Origin of the sequence: Tunturiibacter psychrotolerans, assembly GCF_051013365.1 — a bacterium.
GTDB lineage: Bacteria > Acidobacteriota > Terriglobia > Terriglobales > Acidobacteriaceae > Edaphobacter > Edaphobacter psychrotolerans_A.
In genome coordinates this window covers 1682289-1697795 of record NZ_CP132941.1, presented here as the reverse complement: position 1 = coordinate 1697795, position 15507 = coordinate 1682289, and the positions used below count along the sequence as shown (strand labels likewise).

Here is a 15507-nt window from a genome sequence, read left to right as displayed (position 1 = left end):
TGTTACTCCCGGGGAAAATTTCGAACTGAAAGATTGCTCGTATGATCAATGATCTCTGGTACAAGAACGCAGTTATCTATTGTCTTTCAGTCGCAACTTATATGGATGCAAATGGAGACGGCTGCGGCGATTTTCAGGGACTAATGCGCCGTCTGGATTACCTGCAAGGACTGGGTGTAACTGCGATTTGGCTGATGCCGTTTCAACCATCTCCCTGCAAGGATGATGGCTACGATGTCGCCGACTACTACGGAGTCAACCCTCGCTATGGGACGCTCGGCGACTTTGTCGAGTTCACGCATGGTTGCAAACAGCGTGGATTGCGCGTGCTGATCGACGTGGTGGTTAACCATACCTCTAACGAACATTCTTGGTTCCAAGCGGCACGTCGCGATCCACAATCTAAATACCGCGACTGGTATGTGTGGTCGAAGAAGAAGCCGAAGAATGCCGCCTCAGGAGTAGTGTTCCCCGGTGTACAGAAGTCCACATGGACCTACGATGAGGTTGCCAAGGCCTACTACTTCCATCGCTTTTACGATTTCCAACCGGACCTAAATACTTCCAATCCTGAAGTACAGGCTGAGATCCTCAAGATTATGGGCTTCTGGTTGCAACTTGGAGTCTCCGGTTTTCGCATGGACGCCGTTCCATTTGTAATCTCGCAAAAGGGTGCAAAGGTAGCCAAACCGGAAGAACAATACGATATGCTGCGGACTTTTAGCCAGTTCCTAACCTGGAGAGAAGGAGAAGCAATCATTCTGGCCGAAGCGAACGTCCTGTCAGGAACCGACATGAAATATTTCGGATCAGCTGGTGAGCGCGTACAGATGATGTTCAACTTCGAGGTAAACCAACACCTTTTTTATGCGCTCGCCACCAGTGATTCTCGACCCCTTATCAAGGCGATGCGCTCGACAAAATCGAAACGGGACTGGTGCCGGAAGGGCTGGCTTACGACACCAGACGGGATGTGTTCTATTTGAGCAGTCTCAATCGACGAAAGATTGTCAGTATATCGAGAACCGGCATCGCATCGGATTTTGTTCCCGAGAGCCGCTACAGTCTGCTTCCTATCCTAGGGATTAGGCCTGATCCGGACACCGGCACAGTTTGGGCCGCATCCTGGGCCGAGGAAACAAACAAGTCGGAACTGCTCCATTTTAACGGCTCGGGCACTTTATTGGGACGCTTCACACCGACCGGAACGAGGGAGCATGGATTCAACGATCTCGTGAGAGGCGGGCATGGGGACATTCTGCTCACCGATAGTGTCTCGAATGAAGTGTTTCGGTTTGACCCGGTCTCACATACGTTTCAATCCTTGAAGGTGAACCGCGGTCTCTCTGCCCCAAATGGAATAGCCATCAGCCCCGACTTGAAAAGGCTCTACGTAGCCGACGACTTTGGAATCGTGCTCGTTGACTTGCAAATCGGATCGAGTTCCGATCTCAACGCAGGGCCACACTGCACCGTTGCGGGCATAGATGGGCTTTATTGGTGGAAGGGCAATCTAGTTGCAGTGCAAAACGCGATCTGATCGCCACGCATCGCAATGTTCCGGCTTTCAAGGGACGGCAAACGGGTGGTTCAGACCACTGTGCTTGAAAACCGTCCCCCGTTTCGCTTTCTTCCAACGACGGGTGCCATACGAGGGAGTAATTTCTACTTCATTATTGATAGCCAGGCAGACAAGATGAACGGCGATAGAGTGATCGACAGTGCCAAACTTGGCCCGACCTCGGTCGGAGCATTACGCTTGCCGACAATGTAACTTCGGGATGCAGGAACGGGAATTGGATAGAGTTGCCGTCTCGATTCCCGACGACGGCTGGCGCGCACTCCTGTTTCAAAACTTCGCGCGGAGTTCCGCTGCACCGCCCTTGACGACCATTCATGATCTCATTTGAGGCCGTAGTACCCGGCCAGACCCGTTGGTCGGCGATCTACTTCCTTCACTCCGCTGTGGCCTGATTCGCGTCGGCTGAACATCATCAGCACCCCGCCTGGCCTCAAAATGCTCGCAATCGCTTGACATGCGTGAGCGTAAGTATTGTCTTACCGTAAGTGAATACTCACCAATCGCAACAGTTCGATGCTCTGGGGGATGAGACCCGACGGCTACTCATTGAACGGCTTCGCCGCGGTCCAATGTCTGTCGTCGACTTGGCTGATGGTTTGCCTATAAGCCGGCCCGCTGTTTCGCAGCACCTTCGGATTCTAAAAGACGCCCAGCTAGTGCGGGTCAAACCGGTTGGAACGCGCAGGTACTACGAACTTGATATCCGCGGCCTAGCGTCGTTGCGTTCGTACTTCGACGGCTTCTGGACAGAGGTCTTGGAAGCATTCAAAGCAAGGGTAGAGGAGAAATAGGACGATGCCAGAGAAGCAAACAATCAACGACGCATTGGGCGCAAGCATCGCTGATGTCGGCGATATCGAACCCGTGAGAAAAAGCATTCGAGTCCGCGCAAGCGCCGAACAGGCCTTTCGCGTATTCACAGAAGAGATGGATAGCTGGTGGCCGAGGACTCACCACATCGGAACATTACCGATGACGAGGGTGGTCATGGAGGGCTGGCCGATGGGCGCGATCTATTCCGAACAGGAAGATGGAACAACGTGCAGTTGGGGAACGGTGCTGATTTGGGATCCGCCTCATCGCTTTGTTATGGCATGGAGAGTTGACCCTGCCTGGCAATATGAGATGGATCTCGCGAAATGCAGCGAAGTTGAACTGCGGTTTCTGCCGACCGACGACGGTGTGACCACTCTCGTGGAACTCGAACATCGTGACTTCCAACGCCACGGAACGGGTGGAGCTGGGATGCGTGAGCAGGTGAATGCAGAAGGCGGATGGGGGTCGTTGCTCGCTATGTTTGCGGCGAAAGTTGAGGTGGCGTCGTGAAGCCGGTTTTATGGTTCCGGATTTCCGCCGTCCTGCTGGCGCTGTTCGCGGTAGGACACACGTTCGGTTTTCTGACCTTTCGTCCACATTCGGATGAGGGCCGCGCGGTTTTGGCGGCGATGAACAACGTTCAATTTTCCGAAGGCTCGTCAACCTTCAGCTATGGCAACTTTTACTTAGGGTTTGGGCTTACCATTTCCGCGTTCCAATTCTTTGAAGCGTGGCTCGTATGGATGCTCGGCTCCGCAGCAAGACGGGGAGAAACGATTGCTCGCACGATCGTGTGGGGAATCTTTGCGCTACAGGTCATTGGTCTCGGACTGTCGTTACGGTACTTCTCGGTCGGGCCAGCCGCACTTTCTGGAGTCGCGGCCTTCTGTCTTGCGATGGCGGCGCTGTCGGTGAGAGGTCCCGCTCCTCTCCCCGCTTGACATCCGGACACAGCTACTTTGAGAAGTATTGGGGATCACGAAAGCGTCGGAAGCTCTTGGCCGCACTGAAAGACGAATCGGAGCGGAATGGATCGCGGAAGCGTCTTCGGAGGAATCGGGGTGTCAGATCACATAGGTCGCATTCGTTCGATACCGTCCTAAACGTTCAAGATCGGAGAGACCTGCATTGTTACTGTAGGTGTATATCCGAATTCCTACAACTGGAAGCATGTAACCATCTCATAAGGAGTTCGCGCATGACATCTTTCCGAATTATCTCAAATGACACTCTCGTGCTGTTCGCCGAGCTCCAGAGGGGAATTGCAAATCTTCCGCTCACCGTGAAGCCAGCGAAGCTGAAGAAGGGCGTACTCGCGTTGGGCAAGCTCGCCAAATTATTTGATCTTCCTGTGATTGTGACGGCCGTCGCTGAAGATGGCAGCCCCAAGATCATGCCCGAGATAGAAGAGGGCTACGGAAAGGTGCCGACTCACACACGCAAAACGGCGGATTCGTTCCTGAATAAGACCATAGCGGAGACAATCCAGAAGTCCGGTCGAGGGACGATCCTTCGCCGGTGTCGCCACAGAGCTAGCTGTGCAATTGCCTGCGTTGACCGGAGTGGATTTGGGCTACCGGACATTTGTAGTAGTTGATGCTTGCGGGGGGACCAGCGAAAGGACCGAACAGGCGGCCCTGATTCGAATTACCAAACACCGCGGTTCGACAGTGAGCGTGAGGACTTTAGCCGGAGAGTTGGCCGGCGACTTTCGCGAGCGGCGCGCCCAACAGGCAATTGGCCTTATATTCTCCATGGCAAAAGATTGAGGCCGCCTCAGGCCATTCAATCTGTTCCAGGATGAGCCTCGAAAAAGATCGGCTCCTCAGAACTCATAGATTCCGAGAAGAGTGCCGGAAGGAATCGCTCGACATGACGTCCATTTCAGAACGCTAACTGTGGCTGGAGAACCGTTGTATGAGTGAGTTCGCAATGGCTCGTACTTTCGATACCAAGGGGGGAAAAGAATGAAACGGTGGTCGCTGCCAAGCGTGATACTTGTACTTATGTGTCAAATGGTTGTTACTCCTCAGTCTCTCCCACAGAAAGTGACGGGAGACGTAACGGTATTGCAGGCTTATGAAGGCTCTTGGAAGCTTGTGATCGACAATGTTGCAACAAAGTATTCGACCGTCTCTCACGAAGAAAAGTATCTGAGAAATGACTGTTGGCATAGCGGAAGCTACTATGCCTGTAATCAATATGTCGACGGCGACTCCAAGTTGCTCTTGGTGTTTACGTTCGACGCCACAAAGCAAATTTACACCAGTTACCAGGTTCCTCTGGACGGAAGTGCTGCCTCGTCTGGGACTTTAGAGATCCGCGACAACACTTGGACCTATCCCTGGGTAATTGTTGATGGTGGCCACGCGATTTATTTCCATGTCGTTAACGTGTTCAAATCTCCGACTGAAATCGAATATCGGAGAGAGTTTTCATTTGACAGGGTGAATTGGGTGGTCATGGCAAGAGGAAAGGAGACCAAAACTAAGTGACTTCTGTCCGTAGAGCTTGAGTTTTCCCATTGCGGACGATGTACGCGAAATGCGGTTGTCAGCCATAGTCATCAGGCTATGAGGCTTAGCGGGTTGGTTGGACGCAGTCCGAGACGGCCGAGCGACGATGAGCGAGCTCGCTCGTTTGTTGATCCGCACGGCGGCCTATACGAGGTCATCGTTGCGGCTAGTTCGCGCGGCGTTCACCTGGTTGAGCTTACGGACGATAAAGGCCGCAAGCTGGTCGCAGCGAGTCGGCATCCGTTCAAGACCTTGTGCTAACGACAGGAACCACTTCGCTCTGTATCAAAGGGGCAGGGGTTAGTCTACGCTTACGGTTCGTATGAAGTAACGATGTTGCCGCCGCACTTTGTGCAAGGAGGCCAAGTTTGTGCCGATATCTACTTGATAGGGTGCACGCCCGATCCGAAAAGTACGCTTGTCTGGGGATCGTCGGCGGCGTCATGCTGGTCTTCTCTGCATTCTTGACGCACTTTGAAGATGCGTTTCGCGCGTCAGACTCTGTAGTCTCCCATCCGAGCAACCTCGTTCGCTTCTGCGTTCTTGTATTATGCTTCCTCTGGCTTCTCTTTGGGCTGACAGCTTGGGCATCGCGAAATGAAGGCGAAGACAACTTAATAGGGACCTCTACCGCCTCATCGCAGCCAGGTGCCACTGCCCTCGCAGCCATCGTGACCTTCGTAGAGCTACGTTTTGTCGGTATAGGCTGGAACGCGGTCATCTCTCACCAGCACCTTCAATCCCGTAGCACTCAGTTCTTCACCATTTCGAACGACCGTCAAGCAATCCTGTTTCTGTTTACTGCGATCAGTGCCGGGTTCGTCGAAGAGTACGTCTTCAGAGGGTACCTTCAGCGGCGATTCACTAAACTGACTCGAAGTGTTTGGACAGGTGCGTTGCTCCAGCTTGGCTTCTTCACACTTGCACACCTGTACCAAGGCCCGTCGGGGCTGCTTTCCGTGTTTCTGTTGGGCATCGTCCTGACGCTTACTGCCGTCACACGCAGAACGCTGGTGCCTGGAATGATTGCTCATGCTCTCGGTGATGCACTCGGCCCTCTCACGTTCCTTGCCCATCACGTTATGCGGGGGGCCGTTGAGAGGTGTCACCTCGTTCGGTTCGCTTTGTCTGATCGCTATCCTGTCGTTCTGTCTGCAGGCTGCCGAAGCCACTTCAGACAAGGCTTCGCCGAGTACGCTTGAAGTTTCCGCCCTCCCCGTCACACCGTACATCGAGATCAGGGGACAGCAGCGGATGGTGAACGTGAACCTGCTCATGCGAAACCACGGTGCGGAATCCTATCAGCTGATCGCCCTTCGACTCGCTGTCCTTGATCGGCACGGGAGCTTGGAGATCGAACGCGAAGTCAATCAAAACGGCACGTCACTGGCGCTGGCGATCGTCGGCGACCTTGCTCTACCGCTATCTGGCGCAACCGATGTCTTTCAGCCGTTCACCACCCTTTGATCCATCCGTGGATCTGAGCACGATGTGTTTCACGCTCTTGTCCAGTAAGCTTGGGCAGGAAGTCGCCGCCATCCCGTCGACCGCTGCCGCTTCTCTGACTGTCGATGTACATCCGAGGCCGGTGCCATATTGCCTGCCCTTATCGGGCCTAGTTGTTGTCCACGATGGACACGACCTGCTGTCTCACCACCGACGATTCAATTTGATTCATCGCGTCCGAGCGGACCCATCGACCGCTGTCTGTGCCAACCTGTACGCCTATGACTTCATGCGAACGACCGCCAACGGTGCCCTGTAGAGCGGCGATCTCACGCGCAAGGAAGACTGGTTTCCTCTTCCTCCTCGGGCGAGGTGCGAGATAGAAGCCGGACAAGGGTGTCGAGACCATTAGACATGGAATTCAGTTCTTCTGGTGAAGCTGTGGACAGAGCCTCCAGCAAGGGGTGAAGCGCAAGTGTCGCCATTTGCGTATCAAGGAATTCTCGAACAGGTTGCGAAACGACCAAAACCGTTACCCGGCGGTCGGTAGAATGCGCCTGACGTTTGATCATGCCTTGCTTCACGAGCCTGTCGACGATACCAGAAACGGTACTGTGCGCCAGACTGACGTCTGTGCTCAGTTGTTTCAGACTGAGGCCCTCGGAGCGGACTAATGCGGACATTACCAGGCGTTGCGGCCCAGTCAAATCTCCGCGGGCAAACTCTGCCCTCAGACGTTGTCGCATCTGCCGCTGTATGACCCTTAGCTGTCGTTCAGTTTTCTGCGCGAGTAGATGAAGCTCGGCAGTGGAAGATGTCTTCTCCTGCCGAGTCCCCACTCCACTGCGAACCGCACCTACCTTGATTGCACCGCTTTTTTTCATTGTTAACACCGTGGCACAAGCGAAATCTAAAAGACAAAGGGCACAAGGGCACTCACTTGCATACGGTAGCGACGATAGTCATTGCCGAAGCGTTGGACCATGAAATGCTCTTCCACTGATACCTTCATCCAAAAGCCAATAGAGCATATAAAGACGCCGAGGAAGCTGCGAATGAGTCCATGCTGCAACGCAGTCCCAAACAACGCAAGCAGCATGCCGGTGTAGATGGGATGACGAACCGCGCGGTACGGCCCTCTCACAATCAACGAGTGGTCTTGTTTGATTGTGGCGATGCCACTCCAGTTCTCTCCGAGAATTAGCCGCGCCCAGATGCTGAAGCCGACTCCGCAGACTACGACAAAGAGCCCAGCGAATGCGATCGGCAGAGTGACTGCAAACAAGGGCCGGCTGAGCCATTCTGGCGACGCGAGTGAGCCGAAAAGCAAGTACAGCCCGACGATGAGGAGAGCCGTATGCTTGATTACCGACGGCTGTGACTGTCTCAGGATGGTTGTTTTTACGAATGGCAACGATCCGAGCCATACGGCAGAGAGTGCCAGCCAGAGGTCGGTCGTCCAGTGAACGGCTTGCCCAACTGTAAAGATGTTCATATTCTTGCCTTCAGGTCAGATTTATACTCGTCGTGTCCGACGCGTCGTATGCGACTATTTATTCAATGATTGACATAAATGTCAAGTCCAGACTCTTTCCGGCGTAAATGCGTAGCCTTAACGTTGCCAATTTGACTGGGGCGCAATGAAGAGAAGACATTGTTATTAAGTAAGATACCGCAGCCATCGCCGCTCTCGATATGCATTATGGGTTCGGAACCCTCGACTTCGCGATTACTACTCATCGCCTCCAAGAGGAGATCTTCCAGCGACCCTAGTATCCACTGATCGAGCGCCGGATGGAGTAAACGCGGTGCAAGCTCCTGCAAAGATTGGGAGCCGTCGCCGACTTCGCCGTTAGATTGATCCGTCATTTGTTTCTTGGGTGGTGCGGCCTTCAGCACTTTGACAACAAAAGGGAATAGGCTTCCTTCCCTTGCGACGCAGTAACCTCCACAACTTAAGTCTTGAGTCGGTTCCGCGAAACAGCATGCCGGCTGCTGCGTTTGCCAAACGTTATAGAGCGGGAGGGGCTTGTGCTTGAAAGGCCAAGCTCTACTAGAACAGGAGAACTCCGATGCTCGTCAAGATATCTAGAGTCTTGAGGTGGAAAGAGGCTTTCGCCAATCTGCGGTCCGATTCGGCTAAGGCGCTCAACCGTGGCTGTTTGCTCGGTTTGATCACGGCCTTATCCATCGGCAGTGTCGCCCGGGCGCAGACCTCGCATTTCCACGACAGCGTCGCCCGAACAGATGCAAAGAACCATGGGAAAATGGTTCGCCTGGTTCAAAGCGCTTGGCGCGAACGGCCACATCAAGGACCCGGCAATTCGCTGGCACATGCTTTTCTAAGCGAACACCGTCAAAGACGACTGTCGGAGGCGTCGCGAGGGGAGCCAGAAGATCATCACCGACGGACCCTATACGGAGGCGAAAGACATTGTTAGTGGCTACATGGTGATCGACGCCACAGATCTGAGCCAAGCTTTGGAATTGGCGAAGGGTTGTGCAAACTCCAAAATGTCGGCGGCAATCCGGAAGCGTGCCGGAAGGGCTGGCTTACGACTCCAGACGGGATGTGTTCTATTTGAGCAGTCTCAATCGATGGGAGATTGTGAGTATCGCAAGATCCGGCATTACTTCGGATTTTGTTGCCGAGAGCCGCTACGTGTTGCTTCCTATCCTGGGCATCAGGCCTGATCCAAGCACAGACACGGTCTGGGCCACATCACGGGTCGAGGAAGCGAATAAGTCGGAGCTGCTTTATTTTGACGGCTCGGGCACTTTATTGGGACGCTTCTATCTTTACCGAGATAGGCCCTCTCAAGTCTGACAAATTATATTTCTAGTCGCCAACTTCTCGACCAACGTGGCCATGCATGCGAAGGACGAAACAGATCGATTAGATTTGCAAGGCTGATCGGCGTCTTAGGTCCATTCCCGACACCTTGATGACGACTGCGACAACTATCCACAATACAAGCGCATAAGCACCGTACCAAAGCGCTTCCTGACTGGCGCTCACCCGGGCGGGGCTTAGAACTACAAGAGAGGCCGTGGAGCTTGCATGCATCATTTGCGCCAGTAAAACACTTTGCGTGTTTTGATAGAGCCAAGCGATAAGCACTCGGATTGCCATCATGGCTGCGGTAAATGCTAGGAAGTAATCAAACCAGAATGAGCCATGCGGCGTCGCAGTTCCTAGATAGTCCACAGCCGGGATGTGCCAGATCCCCCAGATTAGACCAAGGGAAAGGGCGCTCCACATGGCACTATGCTTGCGGAGCATCATCGGGAATGCAAAGCCCGTCCAACCGATCTCTTCGATAAATCCGGCCACGAGCCCGAATAGCAGGCCGTGAAGGAAGAGGTTGGAAGCGAAGCTCGGCGAGACAGCTGTCTTGAAAGACCACAGGGTGGAGAGAACTAGCAGTGGTGGAATCAGAAGAGTGGCATACCAGCCAACATGAATTCGCACACGGCGCATTCTCAGCAAGAGATCCAGCAGACCAACTCGGCCTCCGACTAGCCAAGTGAGCACGGTGCCGGCGATAAGGGGCCCGAGGAGCAAGATAGGAAAAATAAGCAGTCCGAAAAGCTTCGGTACCGCCTCGCCACGAAGAAGCTTGGGGGCGAGTACCGCAAGCGCTCCTGTCCAGGAGATCGCGAACGTTAGAAGAAAGAAAGTCGCGACGGGATCACGTCGAACAAAATTGTCGCGGCGTCCTGAAATGTCCGTCCCTGTTGAATTCATTTTCATCCTGGTGTGTCGCGTCAAACCAAATGCTCTGATAAGTGGCTGTGCTTCGAAAACTACAGATATCCGATGGTGGCGGGTGTTGCCTCGAAGTATTGGTCGGTACGACTTAGAGCCTTTGAAAGTTCCGTAAAGCGCCTCCGTGAGATTGAGTGGCGAGTTTCCCGTTGATCAGGCAATGCAGACCGCCCGATACAAGTGTGGATCCGCCTGTCCGAGTGGGTTCTTCTCTCGAAACGTATTCGAAAGGGCCTTGGCCATCGTCATCCAGTCTTCCTGACTTTGCCACTGCGCAAAATTGACGACACTTGTCCCATGGGAGCTGCAGTGAAGAGCGGCTGCCTCAAACCCTGGGAAGGCCTCTGCATCCGGCGCATTCCTGATCCACGTTTCCACCAACTGTTGCTGACGATCACGGGATGTCGAAAAGGCATTGATCAACGTGATGGGACTCGCGCTTGTAGTGATCGAGAGCTCTTTACCATTGCTCTTTTGACTTAGATAGATCATCTCGTATTCGTGGGTTTCATAGTTTGTAGCGATTCTCGGTTCTTCATCTATCGCGGCGTTTTCCGGACCCGGAGGTCCGCTCTTGTAAACAATTGCGCGGGTACCGTCAGTGCTGGCGAGCAGCGCCGCCGATCCCCCCTTCCCTGGAATCCTCCCAAAACGGGCAGCAAGAGACTTAATGACGAAAGACTGGACGGATTGTTCGCTGCGGAATATTGAAATGGCAATTTGACTTCCCCGCTGAACAGATAGAAGACCCGGTGAGCCTTGGTTGGTCTGAGAGGAACCCTTGGGAAGCAGATTCTGTGATGACGCGAGCGCCAGGCCGGAAGTAAGAGCTCTCAATACGCAACGACGATTCATGACCAATCCTCATTTCTTGACTGCAGTATTTGCTGGTTTGCGGCGTTGACAAATGGAACATAGATCGCTAAAGTGAATAGCGTTCACCATGGCATTAACCACATTTCGCAAGAAGTTCAAGCTAGAAATTAGGAACGAGATTCTGCGCCATGCACGAAATGAGTTCGTGCATGAGGGATATGGCGGATTTTCAATGCGGCGGCTGGCGGAGTTGGTCGGCTGCGTTCCGTCTGCCATCTACAAACACTTCGCGAGCAAAGCCGAGGTTTTTGACTGTCTAGTTCAAGAAAGTCTCGCCGCGCTCATGCAAGCATCTTCCAGCGTTCCGGATCTCCTAGGCGAAGATCCGATCGACCGTCTCAAGCGGGGACTTTGGGCGTATGTGACGTTCGGTCTCGAAAATCCCGACCATTATCAATTCGCCTTCGTTCTTCAGAGCCCCGATAGCAAGCGCCTTAGGGTTCCCAACGTTACCTACGAAGCGTTAAAGGGAAGAATTCGTAAATGCATTGACGCAGGCCATTTTCCGAAGGGCGATCTGGATTTGATGGCGCAATCTCTTTGGGCATCCGCTCATGGCATCACATCTCTGTTGATTCAGAAGCCGCTTTTCCCATGGGTGCCTCGTCAAAGACTGATCTCGCAAATCATCGATGCTTCGGTATCAGGCCTAATGCATCCCCAGCGTAAGGAGCGCAAAACGAATGGTGTGGGTTGAATCGACTTCCGAGCGAAGTCTGAGACATGTGGGTTTAGAGTGGCCCTCGCAGGCGTCTTCAAACTCCTGGTGGTGGTTCTTGGCCGCCGCCATCTCGTTACTGTTCGCGGATGGTAGAGACACAATTGCTGTGGCTGCATGGATTGCACCAGCTTGCCTTCTTCGGTTCGTGCGCACCCAACCTTTGTGGCGAGGCCTCGCGTTCATCTCGTGGTTCTTACCATAATGCGAGGGATTACGTACCGCGGAATGATTCCTATTCCAGGTATCTTCTATTTCCTATTTCTGGCTGTGGGAAGCCTTTTCGCGGCAGTCCCCTACTTCATCGACCGCCTTTTTGCGCGATCATCCTTGCGCCTGCTCTCCCGATCAGTCGCACGCTGCGCGCGTGCGCCACGATCGCCTCATGACCGAGTTCGCTAAGCAACCGGCTTACCCACGGCGAATGCGTGCCGGTTTCCAGTGCGGTAACGGCTCCGAGGCATCGCTCCGAAGATCCCTTTTATCGCCTTGGGCGGCGTACCCAACCTCTGCTCCATCAGGACGTCACCTGCCTCATCGAGCAACGCAATAAAAGCTCGACCTGTCGCCCAGATCCAGACCGACGGTCAGGTGTTGTTCCTGCTTTTTGTTGAGTGGCCGCCGCATCATCGAAGTGGTAAGCCTCTTCAGCGCCTGTCTCCTTGCCTCCCGCGCTTCAAGCGCGTCGATACCTTCGGAGCCTAACGCATCACGCTCGAGACCGGCCTTGTTCATCCCCTCTGTTATCACAGTTCGAGGAGTGCATCCGGACGATAGGGTCCGGATTCTTTTGCTCTCCAGACGAATTTGCAAAGGGTGACTTAGATCCTTTAGATTCAGTGGCAAAGCCTATCGTTTCGAGGAGACAGAGGCAGCAAGGCGAACTTTTCGATGACCGCGGCGTTGGCCTTTCGCATGAGTGCATATGCGCCCACTGCTGTTTGCATCCATCGCACTAGGTAGTACCAGTCATGAAAGCGACCCTCAAGTAACCCAGGGCTTTTCCACGATAGGCAAGATAGAAGATTTTTATGTGGAACTCCTTGACACGGATTCCGGTTAATGCGAAATTTACCACGCTACTGACCGTCAGACCTGGACGTGCAAAGTTGAGTACGATCGATACTGCTGACTGAACGCCTGTCGCCCTCGTCTCACAGACTCTTGCAAATTGCGCTGCCTGCGTTCAATTAAAGTTCGTCCAAACCTAGTCAAATTGTGCGGCGCGGAATCCGATGCGTCAGCGATCCGCGCCTCAGTAATTGGGTCGGAACTGGAGGCCCCACTGCGTTTCTCACTAAGCACAGTTTCAGGTGCACGCAACAAATGGTTGAAGCGGCGACACGAGTATCTAGACAAAAGAACGACGAAGCTAGGCCACATTTCTTTTGGGAAAGTGCACTGCGTGCTGCAAATGTTACTGGCGATATGCCTCTCTATTTCTCCAGTAGATCCACAGAATGCGTTGACGAGGTGACGCGCCTAAGAACAAGTTAGTTTTCGTGTGAGGAGCATTCATGTCTTTGCGTCGACGTGTCATGTTGATCAACTCGCTCGTCCTCGCAACCATCTTTGGGCTGACGTTTGTCCTTGCGATTGCGACGCAGCGTCACTCTCTAAGAGCCACGAAAGACAGAGAGCTCACGAATATCGCAAATATCACGACATCCGCAATCCAGGATCGGGAGCTAGTTGCCTCTGGAGCAGCTGAAATTATCTCGGATCAATCTTGGCTTGCCCAAGCTATGCGTGCTGGTGATCGCGCGGCACTGTTGCACGGTACGCAGCGGATGTTCGAACGAATGCGAAGCATTTACGGAGCAAGCATTTTGCAATTCTTTACACCGCCTGCCGAAGCGCTTTTGTTTGTCGAGAACCCCAGCATGCCCATCAAGGACTTTCGATCTACCCGACAAATGATCGTCTCGGCAACAGTTCACGGTGTAAGCCAGCGTGGCTTAGAACTCGGGCCGGCCGGGTTGGCAGTTCGTGGAGTTGTACCAGTAAAGGATGATTCGAGTTTAATTGGCGTCGTCGAGTACGCGGGGGACTTTCAGGAACTGCTCAAACACATCAGCACGCTGAGCGACTCTCAGTTAGCCGCGTTTATCAATGAAGATCTGTGGGAAAAAGCGCGCCAGAACGACGTGGAATACATCCCTGCGCGAGATGAGCTTCTTGATGGCAAACGTGCTGCTTACTCCACTGATTGGAGTCTGACTAGTAACGCCATCACGCCAGACGTAATTGCGCCAACGAGCGACATGCGCACTACGTATAGAACCATCAACGGCACAGAATACGGCATTCTCACCATGCCACTGATGGACTATAGCGGCCGTCAGATTGGCTTTATCGTCAGCGTGCGCAACTTCTCCAATTTGAACACAACATTTGTAAACGAGATGCTGTTCACCGCCATGCGGTTGCTATCCGGCTTTATTCTCACGTTAGGCGCAGTGACCATCGTTTTCAATAGCCTTTTGTTGCGCCCGATAAACGACCTGAACGAAAAACTTCGCGATCTTGCCGGAGGCAAAACTGATACACCAGTTGCCGGGCACGGCCGAATGGATGAAGTAGGCGATCTTTATGAAGTGGCGGAGAAAATACGTCGTAAATTGCGGTCTGCTTCCGGCGTCCCGTCGGGTGACCTATGACGCGCTTTTTCTGTTTGACTTTATCTATTGGACTGCTATGGATGCAATGCGTATTCACGTGTGTGGCAAGTGATCTTACACATATACCAGATAAGGCGCCGCAACCACTTCCCGTTGCAATGTCGCTTTCAGTTCTTGACATCCAAGGAATTAGAGAAAACCTCAATATCATGGCTGCGACCATCCAGTTGCGGGAGGTCTGGCAGGATCCGCGCCTCGCTTTCGATCCCATCAGAGAAGGTGTCGATCGATTAATTTATGCAAATCAGGACGCGACCTTATTTCTCGAACAACATTGGAATCCTCGCCTCGTCATTACCAATCTAGTTAATACGACAGGAACGCCTGAAGTGGGTGTCGTAGTACAGCCGGATGGCACAGTCACTGAGATCCGCACTCTTGATGGCGGTTTTTCGATCCATAGCGATTATTCGGACTTCCCTTTCGACCAGCAGTCTTTTCCTATCGACATCGCCTCCGATCGTTACGATCGCACGAAGTTGATGCTTCTGTATGGTGCAGACGAGAAAGCGTCTTCAACGATTAGTCGAACGGTTGATTTGGCACAGTGGTTGCTGCTCGGATTGGCTGGCAATCACTACACGAGTGCTGGATGGGATGGAGCAAGCTATGAACATCTAAGCATCCATCTTATTGTCAGACGAAACACTCTACAGTACGCGCCACAGATCTTTCTTCCCTATCTCTTCATCATGCTCGCACCACTACTTATTTTGGTTATACGAGTTGATGATGTTTTCCAGAAGGCGACGATGCTTAGCGGCGCTGCACTGGCTACGATCGCGCTTCAGTTTTCGGTTGGAACGAGCCTGCCCGAAGTCGTACTTACCGACAACATTGTGTCACGAATGTTTTGGTTCGCTTACGGCTTCCTGGTCGTAATGTTGCTGTTGAGCATCACCATCTATAACACCACCTTAAAACTGCTCAAAGACAAGCATCTACTTGAGGAATTGAGGGTGCAACTGAACTGGATACCTGCGGCCCTCTTTCTAGTGCTGCTAGCGGGCACTATCTTGGCACCTATGTTGCGGCGGACGTTTTCCTGATACGACACCACATGACTTAGGGCCCCTGCTACGAGCTTTGTGCACCTGAATTAT

Annotated in this window: 19 protein-coding genes and 1 pseudogene; 14 read left to right on the top strand and 6 right to left on the bottom strand. The window is 53.1% G+C overall.

Annotated features, from left to right (window positions below; all coding sequences use genetic code 11):
- The first annotated feature begins 41 nt into the window (after positions 1–41).
- From RBB76_RS07060 to RBB76_RS07015, 10 genes and pseudogenes are all read left to right on the top strand, one after another.
- Positions 42–986, top strand: coding sequence for an alpha-amylase family glycosyl hydrolase (locus tag RBB76_RS07060; RefSeq protein ID WP_429628125.1), 945 nt, complete (start codon positions 42–44; stop codon positions 984–986).
- Positions 983–1540, top strand: a complete 558-nt coding sequence (locus tag RBB76_RS07055; RefSeq protein WP_429628126.1) for a hypothetical protein — start codon at positions 983–985, stop codon at positions 1538–1540. Before RBB76_RS07060 ends, RBB76_RS07055 begins: the two co-directional genes overlap by 4 nt.
- Before the next feature lie 527 nt (positions 1541–2067).
- Positions 2068–2373, top strand: a complete 306-nt coding sequence (locus tag RBB76_RS07050; RefSeq protein ID WP_429628127.1) for an ArsR/SmtB family transcription factor — start codon at positions 2068–2070, stop codon at positions 2371–2373.
- 4 nt (positions 2374–2377) lie between these two features.
- On the top strand, positions 2378–2908 hold the full coding sequence (locus RBB76_RS07045; RefSeq protein WP_429628128.1) for an SRPBCC family protein: 531 nt from the start codon (positions 2378–2380) through the stop codon (positions 2906–2908).
- Entirely contained in the window at positions 2905–3339 is a 435-nt protein-coding gene (locus RBB76_RS07040; protein WP_429628129.1) for an LIC_13387 family protein, read from the top strand. The genes RBB76_RS07045 and RBB76_RS07040 overlap by 4 nt, the downstream gene beginning before the upstream one ends.
- Positions 3340–3596: 257 nt before the next feature.
- The gene (locus RBB76_RS07035; RefSeq protein ID WP_429628918.1) at positions 3597–3995 is read left to right on the top strand and encodes a hypothetical protein; all 399 of its coding nucleotides are present in this window, start codon (positions 3597–3599) and stop codon (positions 3993–3995) included.
- Complete coding sequence (locus RBB76_RS07030; protein WP_433963535.1) at positions 3937–4167, top strand: hypothetical protein; 231 nt, start codon at positions 3937–3939, stop codon at positions 4165–4167. Before RBB76_RS07035 ends, RBB76_RS07030 begins: the two co-directional genes overlap by 59 nt.
- A 198-nt stretch (positions 4168–4365) precedes the next feature.
- On the top strand, positions 4366–4893 hold the full coding sequence (locus RBB76_RS07025) for a hypothetical protein (RefSeq protein WP_429628130.1): 528 nt from the start codon (positions 4366–4368) through the stop codon (positions 4891–4893).
- Positions 4894–5357: 464 nt separating this feature from the next.
- Positions 5358–5903, top strand: a pseudogene (locus tag RBB76_RS07020) (CPBP family intramembrane glutamic endopeptidase); the annotation flags it as partial.
- Positions 5904–5946: 43 nt separating this feature from the next.
- A complete protein-coding gene (locus RBB76_RS07015) occupies positions 5947–6381 on the top strand; it encodes a hypothetical protein (protein WP_429628919.1) in 435 nt (144 codons plus the stop codon).
- A gap of 308 nt (positions 6382–6689) precedes the next feature.
- Here the strand turns inward: RBB76_RS07015 and RBB76_RS07010 are convergent, their stop codons facing one another.
- The 3 genes from RBB76_RS07010 to RBB76_RS07000 all read right to left on the bottom strand — a co-directional run bounded on the left by RBB76_RS07010 (position 6690) and on the right by RBB76_RS07000 (position 8229).
- Positions 6690–7244, bottom strand: coding sequence for a MarR family winged helix-turn-helix transcriptional regulator (locus tag RBB76_RS07010; protein ID WP_429628131.1), 555 nt, complete (start codon positions 7242–7244; stop codon positions 6690–6692).
- A 26-nt stretch (positions 7245–7270) separates the two neighbouring features.
- Complete coding sequence (locus RBB76_RS07005; protein WP_429628132.1) at positions 7271–7855, bottom strand: methyltransferase family protein; 585 nt, start codon at positions 7853–7855, stop codon at positions 7271–7273.
- Positions 7856–7917: 62 nt separating this feature from the next.
- On the bottom strand, positions 7918–8229 hold the full coding sequence (locus RBB76_RS07000) for a hypothetical protein (protein ID WP_429628133.1): 312 nt from the start codon (positions 8227–8229) through the stop codon (positions 7918–7920).
- A 528-nt stretch (positions 8230–8757) separates the two neighbouring features.
- Between RBB76_RS07000 and RBB76_RS06995 the strand changes: the two genes are divergently transcribed.
- Positions 8758–9054, top strand: a complete 297-nt coding sequence (locus tag RBB76_RS06995) for a YciI family protein (RefSeq protein ID WP_433963561.1) — start codon at positions 8758–8760, stop codon at positions 9052–9054.
- 202 nt (positions 9055–9256) lie between these two features.
- Here the strand turns inward: RBB76_RS06995 and RBB76_RS06990 are convergent, their stop codons facing one another.
- Complete coding sequence (locus tag RBB76_RS06990) at positions 9257–10108, bottom strand: CPBP family intramembrane glutamic endopeptidase (RefSeq protein ID WP_429628134.1); 852 nt, start codon at positions 10106–10108, stop codon at positions 9257–9259.
- A 174-nt stretch (positions 10109–10282) separates the two neighbouring features.
- Positions 10283–10984, bottom strand: coding sequence for an antibiotic biosynthesis monooxygenase family protein (locus RBB76_RS06985; RefSeq protein WP_429628135.1), 702 nt, complete (start codon positions 10982–10984; stop codon positions 10283–10285).
- 88 nt (positions 10985–11072) lie between these two features.
- Between RBB76_RS06985 and RBB76_RS06980 the strand changes: the two genes are divergently transcribed.
- The gene (locus RBB76_RS06980) at positions 11073–11702 is read left to right on the top strand and encodes a TetR/AcrR family transcriptional regulator (RefSeq protein WP_429628136.1); all 630 of its coding nucleotides are present in this window, start codon (positions 11073–11075) and stop codon (positions 11700–11702) included.
- Between the two features lie 555 nt (positions 11703–12257).
- Here RBB76_RS06980 and RBB76_RS06975 read toward each other — a convergent pair.
- Positions 12258–12458, bottom strand: coding sequence for a hypothetical protein (locus RBB76_RS06975; RefSeq protein WP_429628137.1), 201 nt, complete (start codon positions 12456–12458; stop codon positions 12258–12260).
- A gap of 782 nt (positions 12459–13240) precedes the next feature.
- On the opposite strand from RBB76_RS06975, the gene RBB76_RS06970 reads away from it, so the two are divergent.
- Complete coding sequence (locus RBB76_RS06970; protein WP_429628138.1) at positions 13241–14383, top strand: cache domain-containing protein; 1143 nt, start codon at positions 13241–13243, stop codon at positions 14381–14383.
- Complete coding sequence (locus RBB76_RS06965) at positions 14380–15453, top strand: hypothetical protein (protein ID WP_433963534.1); 1074 nt, start codon at positions 14380–14382, stop codon at positions 15451–15453. Before RBB76_RS06970 ends, RBB76_RS06965 begins: the two co-directional genes overlap by 4 nt.
- The last annotated feature ends 54 nt before the right edge of the window (positions 15454–15507 follow it).

Bases quoted from the DNA above. Each gene is read 5' to 3' on its own strand.
- RBB76_RS07035 (WP_429628918.1), top strand. From the start codon at position 3,597: ATGACATCTTTCCGAATTATCTCAAATGACACTCTCGTGCTGTTCGCC.
- RBB76_RS06990 (WP_429628134.1), bottom strand. From the start codon at position 10,108: ATGAATTCAACAGGGACGGACATTTCAGGACGCCGCGACAATTTTGTT.
- RBB76_RS07025 (WP_429628130.1), top strand. From the start codon at position 4,366: ATGAAACGGTGGTCGCTGCCAAGCGTGATACTTGTACTTATGTGTCAA.
- RBB76_RS06975 (WP_429628137.1), bottom strand. From the start codon at position 12,458: ATGAACAAGGCCGGTCTCGAGCGTGATGCGTTAGGCTCCGAAGGTATC.
- RBB76_RS07060 (WP_429628125.1), top strand. From the start codon at position 42: ATGATCAATGATCTCTGGTACAAGAACGCAGTTATCTATTGTCTTTCA.
- RBB76_RS07015 (WP_429628919.1), top strand. From the start codon at position 5,947: ATGCTCTCGGTGATGCACTCGGCCCTCTCACGTTCCTTGCCCATCACG.
- RBB76_RS06980 (WP_429628136.1), top strand. From the start codon at position 11,073: ATGGCATTAACCACATTTCGCAAGAAGTTCAAGCTAGAAATTAGGAAC.
- RBB76_RS07010 (WP_429628131.1), bottom strand. From the start codon at position 7,244: ATGAAAAAAAGCGGTGCAATCAAGGTAGGTGCGGTTCGCAGTGGAGTG.
- RBB76_RS06965 (WP_433963534.1), top strand. From the start codon at position 14,380: ATGACGCGCTTTTTCTGTTTGACTTTATCTATTGGACTGCTATGGATG.
- RBB76_RS06970 (WP_429628138.1), top strand. From the start codon at position 13,241: ATGTCTTTGCGTCGACGTGTCATGTTGATCAACTCGCTCGTCCTCGCA.
- RBB76_RS06985 (WP_429628135.1), bottom strand. From the start codon at position 10,984: ATGAATCGTCGTTGCGTATTGAGAGCTCTTACTTCCGGCCTGGCGCTC.
- RBB76_RS07000 (WP_429628133.1), bottom strand. From the start codon at position 8,229: ATGACGGATCAATCTAACGGCGAAGTCGGCGACGGCTCCCAATCTTTG.
- RBB76_RS07005 (WP_429628132.1), bottom strand. From the start codon at position 7,855: ATGAACATCTTTACAGTTGGGCAAGCCGTTCACTGGACGACCGACCTC.
- RBB76_RS07045 (WP_429628128.1), top strand. From the start codon at position 2,378: ATGCCAGAGAAGCAAACAATCAACGACGCATTGGGCGCAAGCATCGCT.